This is a genomic window from Paludifilum halophilum (assembly GCF_002245355.1).
GTDB lineage: Bacteria > Bacillota > Bacilli > Thermoactinomycetales > DSM-45169 > Paludifilum > Paludifilum halophilum.
This window is the reverse complement of sequence record NZ_NOWF01000008.1, coordinates 207,733-215,638: the sequence shown is the minus strand read 5'-3', so window position 1 is coordinate 215,638 and position 7,906 is coordinate 207,733. Positions and strand designations below refer to the sequence as shown.

At 50.8% G+C, this 7,906-nt stretch carries 9 protein-coding genes; 1 reads left to right on the top strand and 8 read right to left on the bottom strand.

Features of this window, described 5'->3' with window-relative positions; translation table 11 throughout:
- Positions 1-280: 280 nt before the first annotated feature.
- The gene (locus CHM34_RS14045) at positions 281-1,153 is read right to left on the bottom strand and encodes a nucleotidyltransferase-like protein (RefSeq protein WP_169713747.1); all 873 of its coding nucleotides are present in this window, start codon (positions 1,151-1,153) and stop codon (positions 281-283) included.
- Between the two features lie 210 nt (positions 1,154-1,363).
- On the opposite strand from CHM34_RS14045, the gene CHM34_RS14040 reads away from it, so the two are divergent.
- On the top strand, positions 1,364-1,678 hold the full coding sequence (locus CHM34_RS14040; RefSeq protein WP_240512031.1) for a DUF2614 family zinc ribbon-containing protein: 315 nt from the start codon (positions 1,364-1,366) through the stop codon (positions 1,676-1,678).
- Between the two features lie 127 nt (positions 1,679-1,805).
- Here CHM34_RS14040 and perR read toward each other — a convergent pair whose 3' ends face one another.
- The 7 genes from perR to CHM34_RS14000 form a co-directional block, all read right to left on the bottom strand.
- Positions 1,806-2,243 (bottom strand): peroxide-responsive transcriptional repressor PerR, encoded by a 438-nt coding sequence (gene perR / locus CHM34_RS14035; RefSeq protein WP_094265239.1) that lies wholly within the window; start codon positions 2,241-2,243, stop codon positions 1,806-1,808.
- A 105-nt stretch (positions 2,244-2,348) separates the two neighbouring features.
- Positions 2,349-3,002 (bottom strand): endonuclease III, encoded by a 654-nt coding sequence (gene nth, locus CHM34_RS14030; protein WP_094265262.1) that lies wholly within the window; start codon positions 3,000-3,002, stop codon positions 2,349-2,351.
- A 163-nt stretch (positions 3,003-3,165) separates the two neighbouring features.
- Entirely contained in the window at positions 3,166-4,119 is a 954-nt protein-coding gene (locus CHM34_RS14025) for a D-2-hydroxyacid dehydrogenase (RefSeq protein WP_094265238.1), read from the bottom strand.
- Positions 4,116-4,922: a class I SAM-dependent methyltransferase gene (locus tag CHM34_RS14020; protein ID WP_240512030.1), complete on the bottom strand. Its 807-nt coding sequence runs from the start codon at positions 4,920-4,922 to the stop codon at positions 4,116-4,118. The genes CHM34_RS14025 and CHM34_RS14020 overlap by 4 nt, the downstream gene beginning before the upstream one ends.
- Before the next feature lie 79 nt (positions 4,923-5,001).
- Positions 5,002-5,475, bottom strand: a complete 474-nt coding sequence (gene bcp, locus CHM34_RS14015) for a thioredoxin-dependent thiol peroxidase (RefSeq protein ID WP_094265260.1) — start codon at positions 5,473-5,475, stop codon at positions 5,002-5,004.
- Between the two features lie 326 nt (positions 5,476-5,801).
- The gene (locus tag CHM34_RS14005) at positions 5,802-7,157 is read right to left on the bottom strand and encodes a sensor histidine kinase (protein WP_169713746.1); all 1,356 of its coding nucleotides are present in this window, start codon (positions 7,155-7,157) and stop codon (positions 5,802-5,804) included.
- Positions 7,147-7,833 (bottom strand): response regulator transcription factor, encoded by a 687-nt coding sequence (locus CHM34_RS14000; RefSeq protein WP_094265235.1) that lies wholly within the window; start codon positions 7,831-7,833, stop codon positions 7,147-7,149. Before CHM34_RS14000 ends, CHM34_RS14005 begins: the two co-directional genes overlap by 11 nt.
- Positions 7,834-7,906: the final 73 nt, after the last annotated feature.

Sequence of the window (7,906 nt, the reverse complement as noted above, 5' to 3'; positions counted from 1 at the left end):
TGTATTAGGCACGCCGCCAGCGTTCGTCCTGAGCCAGGATCAAACTCTCCGTTAAAGGCGAGCTTGATTGCTCGAATAGACAGGGTCCTGTTCGCTCTTCAGTTTTCAAGGAACGCTTCCCGTTGTCTTCGCGGTTTTCCCCGCGAGAGCCGCTCGTTTGCGGCGACATTTAATACTATACCACCGTAGAAAATATGAGTCAACACCTTTTTTCATTTGTACAGAAAAAACTTTCATTCAAACCGATCAGACAGCAGAGAAACCCCTGGCAGGACCCTCTTTACTCTTTGGGGGCCAACCGATACCGCTGTTCACCGACTTCCTCTTCCATAAAGACGACTTCTTCAATATAAGAACGTTTCACCAGTTCTTCCAACAGTAAAGTGAGATCCAGGTTCATCTGTTCCAGCTGGAGTCGGTCATGCAATTCCTTGACGGTCCAGACTCCCGCCCCGCTGCCGAGAAGATCCAACACATAGCGGCAATAATGTTCCATCCTTGACAGGATCGAGTATTCCGCGGCCAACAAAACCAGACGGGAACGTTGCTCCACTGTTTCCCTCCCGTCAACCAATTCTTTGTACAATTTGTAGACACCAGTATTCAAAGGCTGGACCTGCCTCCACAGTTGGACGCGCGGATAATCTCCCGCATCGATCACCACCAACCGGGCCCAATACTGCAGCGTATGCTGAACTGATACATAAGCATCCAGGTTGAAGCCTTCCTTCAGATAGTTCTTGCTCTCCATATAATAGCGAAGAAGGCGCGAAAACTCGACACAGGATTTTTTCCGCCGCAGATCTTCGGGAAACCTTCTCACAAAAGAACAGAGTTGACGCACCCTGTGATCCGGATCATATAAGACATCCCCATCTAACAGCCAATGAACCGTCCAGGGTTCTTCCCCCGCCAAAATATCCGCTGTCAAACGGGAAAATTGCATCCAAATCTCTTTTACTCTCCAATGACCCACCATATAAGAAGCTACACAACCGTGGATTTCCGACCGGTTACAAAAAACCATGACAAAAAGGTCAGCCGGTTCCAGGGAAGTATGATATGCTGATCGGGCAGGGACAACAAGAGCCCCCGCCGCGTCCATATTTCGGTTCAATTGCTTTTCCAAATCAGGATAAATCGTCTCTCGCATCGGCCTTTCCTCCATCACAACATAAATGAACCAACGGAATCGCGACGTCTACACCCATGTTTTCGACAATTGCTTGAATAATCCTTCCGAAGAACCGTTTTCTCATCGTTCTTGCTGGTAAGCTTCATTTTTCAGCCGATGGGATCCGTGGTATACTGTGATGAAAAATCGGGCGGATTGATTGAATCCTTCCGCAAAGGGGGAGCCCTTTTGCTTTTCGCCAGTAAGTTGAACAAGTTGCGTACTGTAGCTCTGCTTCTCATCTTTTTGGGGATCGGGGTTATGTATTTCGGGTTTCTGTGGCCGGCGGCCATGATCTTCTTTTTTTTGCTCGGTCTGCTTGTTATCGGGTCCAGTGTGGGCATCTATTTTTGGGCGGGAACTTTATCCACCCAGGCCGTCCAAGTGGAGTGTCCCGAATGCGGTCGAATCACAAAAATCCTGGGCAAAACGGACCAATGTATGTACTGCCAAGCAACACTAACTCTGGACCCGGCCTATGCCCCCGATTCCAGGACTGATTAAAACCACCGCCTATAAATATCAAACCCCTTGACCGTCCAGGCACGGTCAAGGGGTTTTTCATTACGGAATCATTCCCCACCCATCCAAAAAAGTCCCGCTCAACGCAGGACTTTTGCTAAGGATGATTCTAAATCGCTTTTGCTTCCTGACAGGCGGAGCAGACACCGTAAATCTCCATCCGATGGGTCTCCACCCTGAACCCGGTTTTCTCTGCCGCTTCCTTTTCCACATTGAAAAGCGGGGGGTAATCAAAATCCACAATCTTGCCGCAATCCCGGCAAATAATGTGGTAATGATCATTCATGTTGGCATCAAACCGGCTGGAAGAATCCCCGTACGTCAATTCCCGTACCAATCCGGCTTCCTTGAATACACGCAGATTGTTATAAACCGTTGCGACACTCATGTTGGGAAACTTATTCTCCAAGGCTTTGTAAATCGCGTCGGCGGTGGGATGGCCCATCGTAGACAACAGGTATTCTAAAATAGCGTACCGTTGCGGTGTCATGCGTACCCCTGTCGATTTAAGCGTTTCGATTGCACGATTTAGGCGGGTGTTTTCCATTACCATCCACCTCACTTCCGCCATACCCGTCGACCACAAATCATTCTCTCTTAATAATATCTATAAACAGTCTACTTCCTCATCACAGGCTTTGTCAATGGCTCCTTATCGCTCCTTCATCCGCTGTTTTCCATACCAGCAGTAAGAGAGAAGATCGCACCGGTCACACTTCGGATTGCGTGCGGAACAGATTCGCCGTCCGTGCCAGATCAACCGGTGGTGGGTCAAGGTCCATTCCGAACGGGGAACGCGACGGTTCAACTGTTTCTCTGTCTCCAAAGGGTTTTCACTGTCCGCCAGAGCCAATCGGTTGGCCACTCGCTGAACATGGGTATCCACCGCTAAAGCCGGTTCATCAAAAGCATTACTGAGTACGACATTGGCTGTTTTTCTGCCGACACCGGGAAGGGCCTCCAGCTCCTTTCGCGTCTGCGGCACTTTTCCTCCGTGTTGATCCACCAGCCTGTGACAGGTCTGCAGGATGTTCCTGCTCTTGTTTCGATACAGGCCCAAGCCTCGGATCTCTTCAGCCAACTCCTCCTCCGTCAGAGAGAGGAAATCCTCCGGTGTCGGATATTTGTCAAACAACTTCTCCGTAACGATATTGACTTGCCGGTCAGTGGATTGTGCGGACAAAATGGTTGCAATCAAGAGCTCAAAAGGGTTTTTAAAGTTTAACTCACAATGGGCGTCCGGATACATTTCCGCAAGAGTATCCAATATTTTACGCGTCGGTACGCGTTTCGGTTTTTTTGTCATCATCCATGGTCCCTCCTTTCCCTTTTCATCTAGAAGCGTTGTGATAGAGCACATCCTTGGTGGGTCGGGGTGGGGTTCCACACTCCGTTTCGTTGTTCTGACGAGCCAAAGGCACTCCGTGTGGAACCCCACCCTCCCGAAAACGGACTTTTTCACAACGCTTTTAGTAACCCTTTTCCAGGGAAACGGGATTGATCATGTTTCCACGTCCAGTGAGGTAAACGTCGAGATTTCGGTGGAATAGATCCATGGCACGAGTCATATACAGTGGAGAACGGCCGGAAAGATGCGGAGTCAGGATCACTTGATCCGATGTCCAAAAGGGATGGTCCGGAGGCAAAGGTTCCCGGTTAAACACGTCGAGAACCGCACCGCCGATCTTTTTTTCCCTGAGCGCCGCTTCAAGGGCCGATTCATCCACCACCGCCCCGCGAGCCATATTGATCAGCCAAGCCCCGGGTTTCATCCGCTCCAACTCCGTTTCTCCGATCATTCCCCGAGTTTGGGGAGTCAAAGGAACCGTAACGATAACGAAATCGGAACGGGAAAGAAGATGAGGCAACGCTTCCCCGGAAAATATTTCATCAAAAGGGGAAACGGGGGTTCCTCGGGAATTGAGTCCCAGGATTCGCACACGAAAAGGACGAAGCCGTTCGGCAATCCCCCGGCCGACCGCCCCGGCGCCGACGATTCCCACCGTTTTACCTGCCAGCTCACCTACGCGGATGTCCCGGGACCAGTTTTTGTGCATTTGTTGGACATACAACTCATGAACGCGGCGAGTCACCTGCAGCATGACCGCGAGCGCATATTCAGCCATGGGGGTTTCATGAATTCCTTTGGCATTGGTCACACGGATGCCGCGTTCCTGTAACCCTGCAAAGGGAAGCCGCTCAACTCCCGCACTGATCACCTGGATCCATCGAAGACGGGAAAACCGGCGCAACCGCTCTTCATTCAGATCCTCTCCGTAAGTGATCAATACCTCCGCCGACGACGCTTCGGACAAAGCCTCTTCCATCCGGTCAAAAAAAGAAAAGCGCGCTCCGGGAATACGCTCCCGCAACCGCTTTTTATGCTTTTCACTCATCTTGGCCGATGAAATGACATGGGTCATCCGAGTCCCCCCTTCTCAGCCGGTTCCGTCCCCTTTTTCTTCCGCGCTTCAATGATCAATTCACTGCTGTGGGGTCCAAAGGGCTCCCGGCGGAAACCTCCGTACCGGTGGACCACTTCAAAACCGGCCAACTGCAAGAGATGATCCAGCTCCACCGGGTATATATAACGGAAAGAAAATCCGGTTTTCAACCGTTCAATGGATCGGCCCGTCCGGTCAAACCGCTCATAGTACCGTGACACCACTCCCTGTTGGTGATAATGATCAAACCGGATCGCATCATAGACTTCCACCGTTTCACCGAATCCGGGAACTGCATACGAACCGCGGTAAAGGTATGAATCCTCTTCCTCCACCAACTGGTGGGGATGGGGAACCAAGATGTTCATGGCGAACATACCGTCCTTCTCCAGATGGCGGTGAATCCCACGCAGAGCGGCGATCTGTTCCCTCACTGTCAACAGGTGGAGAAAGGAGCGGTAGGGGATGATGATCAGATTGAACCGTTCATTGAGATGAAGCTGGCTCATATCCGCTTCCACCCAGCGACAGAAACCGTCCAACTCCGTCGCCTCCGCCTTTTCCTTCGCCTTTTGGAGCATCTCCGGCTGTCTGTCCACTCCTACAACCGGAACCCCGTGACGGGCGATGGCCAGAGTACAACGCCCGGTGCCGCATCCCAGCTCCAGCACCGGACCTCCGGCATTCATGGCCAAATCGGAGTAGTAAGACCGGTCTCCGTCTAATCCGTCGGAGGTCCAATCGTAATAATCGGCCCACCGATACATCGAGTCATCTGCCAATTACAGCCCTCCTTTTCTGTGAACATCCACCGGAACGAGAGGATTCAGGAGAGCGCCTTATTCCCAGGTAAGCGGAAAGTTATCCTTCCAGGTTCTCCTTGATATAGGTGAGAGCTTCCTCTACGTGGCCGTCCACTTTCACTTTTCGATATACTTTGACCAACTTTCCCTCTTTATCGATGATAAAGGTGGAACGCTCAATCCCCCATTTTTTCTTTCCGAACATGTTTTTTTCTTTATAAACCCCGTATGCTTGCGATACTTCCGCTTCCGTATCACTAAGCAGTAAAAAAGGGAGTTCGTATTTTTGAATAAATTTCTCATGGGATTTCAGATCATCCAGGCTGACACCCAGAATCACCGTGTCCAGATCAGCAAACTGATCCTTTCGGTCTCTGAAATCGCAGGACTCCGCGGTACAACCGGGGGTGTTGTCCTTGGGATAAAAATAGAGAACCACATTTTTCTTCCCCCGGTAATCAGCCAGGGATACGTTTTCTCCATGGGTCGCAGGAAGAGAAAAATCCGGCGCTTGATCTCCTTCTTTCAACATCAACGGCACCTCCAAGCCATGTGTTCCTCTTTTTTATTGTATCATGTCCCGAAGAAGAGTGGAAAAGCCGGGACAAAGAAAAAAACCGGGGTTTTCCCGGCCGGTTTTGATGCCTGTATCTGGATCGGGGAACGGGGATTAAAGATAAACCGTATCCTTAAGGATTTCCGAAAGGCTTCGCAGGCAAAAATAAGCCTTAAGCCCCCATACCGGTACAACCAGCAGAAAACCAAAGATCCCTAACACCATCTTCATATGGTTCGCCCCCTTTGGTCCGTTCATTGTACGACACCAAAGTGAGACACCTATAAAAGCCCCATTAACATTTAATGAGAAAGAGGAATTTTCACACACACTTCCGTCCATTCTCCCCAACGGCTGTCAATCGAAATGTCGCCGCCGTATTTTTCAACAACCTCCTTGGCGATAGACAAACCGAGTCCGCTTCCGGGGCGTGAATGCTCCGCTATCTTCACCCGGTAAAACCGATGGAACACCTGAGGAAGTTCGTCAGCGGGAATGCCGGCTCCCGTGTTTCGGACGATAAAAACCGCCATATCCCCTTCCCGAAACAGCTTCAGAGAAATCAGGTCCCCGTCATCAGAATACTTCCCGGCATTATCCAACAGAATATCGATCAGATCCTCCCAATCGGATGGATAAACCTCAGCCGTAAGGGAATCCGGTTCCGGCATCCACTCGATCTTCCGTTGTTTCAGGGTATTTTTCCAGTGGGAAATCCGTTGATCGGTTGTCTTATTCAAGTTAACCCTTGAAATCCCTTCCTTTCTCCCTTCTTGATCAAAATAAGCACTTTCCAATCGGGCCAAACGGAGAAGACGGGAAGTCAAGCGCTCCATCCTCTCCGTTTCTTGGTCGATCGCGTCCAGAGCTTCCTGCATCACTTGGGGATCTTCCTTTCCCCAGCGGGATAACAGGTTGGTATACCCCCGAATCACAGAGACCGGTGTACGCAATTCATGAGAAGCGTCTGCCACAAACTGCCGCTGTTTCTGCATCATCCCGTAGATTTCATCCAACAGTTTATTGAAGGTACGGGACATCATTTCGATCTCATCACGGGTATCCGGGACATGCAACCGGCTGTCCAAACGGGATGCGTCCAGTTCACACACCGTGCGGACGATCCTCTTGACGGGGTTAAGAGCGATGCTGGACATGATATATCCTCCGATCACAACCGTCACCAACAACACGGAGGAACCGATCATTAACGCGGACAGCATCGTATCCAGGTATCGGTTGAGAAAGGTGAAGTCCGTATACATCTCCACTCTCCCTCCCCCCTGAAGCGGAAGAGCGAGAATGGAAACCTGCCTGCCGTTTACATTCTTCACTTCTTTGACCGACTGTCGGGAATTTTCGGGAAGATAGAGATCCCGGGAAACCCCCCGATTGATCTCTAATTCCGCCGAACCATTGCCGGTCACCCGGATCGCCTGTCCCTGATCGACGAAAGGTTGAAGCCACTGGCGAAGAGAGGGGTTTACATCCCGAACCCGATAAAAATCCGACAGGGTGGACAGCTTGTGCTCGAGAACGTTTTGCTCCGTTTGAATGATCATCCCTTCAAACAACTTGTACACAAACCCGTGAAAAAAAATCAAAATCATCAGCAGGAACAGACTGGATAATAAAGAAAGGCGCCATTTAATCGGCATCGTCATTCCGCCGGATGACATACCCGACACCCCGGACCGTTTCAATCAGGTCTTCCAACTCCGCCTCCGAGAGCTTATGTCTGAGATAACGGATATAGACATCCACAATATTACTGTCCCCGTTATACTCGAGACCCCATACCCGATCCAAAATCCGGTCCCGGTTCAGTACGCGATCTTGGTTGCGAACCAGAAAGGTGAGCAAGTCGAACTCCCGAGTGGTCAGTTTCAACTCTTTTTCCCCACAAAACACTCTCCGCTGTTCCACAAAGACACGGCAAGGCCCGGCTTCCAACACTTCTTCTTCTCCCCAGCCCTTTCGGCGAAGCAAAGCGCGCACCCGCGCAAAAAGCTCCTCGATCGCAAAGGGTTTGGTCAGATAATCGTCCGCACCGGCGTCCAATCCGCTTACCCGATCCGGAACGGCATCTCTGGCTGTCAACATGATGATCGGTACCTGACTTTCCCCGCGGATGCGGCGACAAACTTCCAGACCGCTTAGATCCGGAAGCATCACATCCAGAATGATCACATCCCAACGCTGACCCATCGCCTTTTTCAGCCCGGAACGCCCTTCTTCCGCCCGACCCACGGACCATCCTTCGTGTTGAAACTCCAGCTCCAAGAATCGCGCCAAATTGGCTTCATCCTCGACAATCAACACTTTATAGTTCAAATCGGATCCCGCCTGTCGTTCGATGATTCTGTACCCATTATATAATACTAACGGTTCTTTGTACGGGGATCAG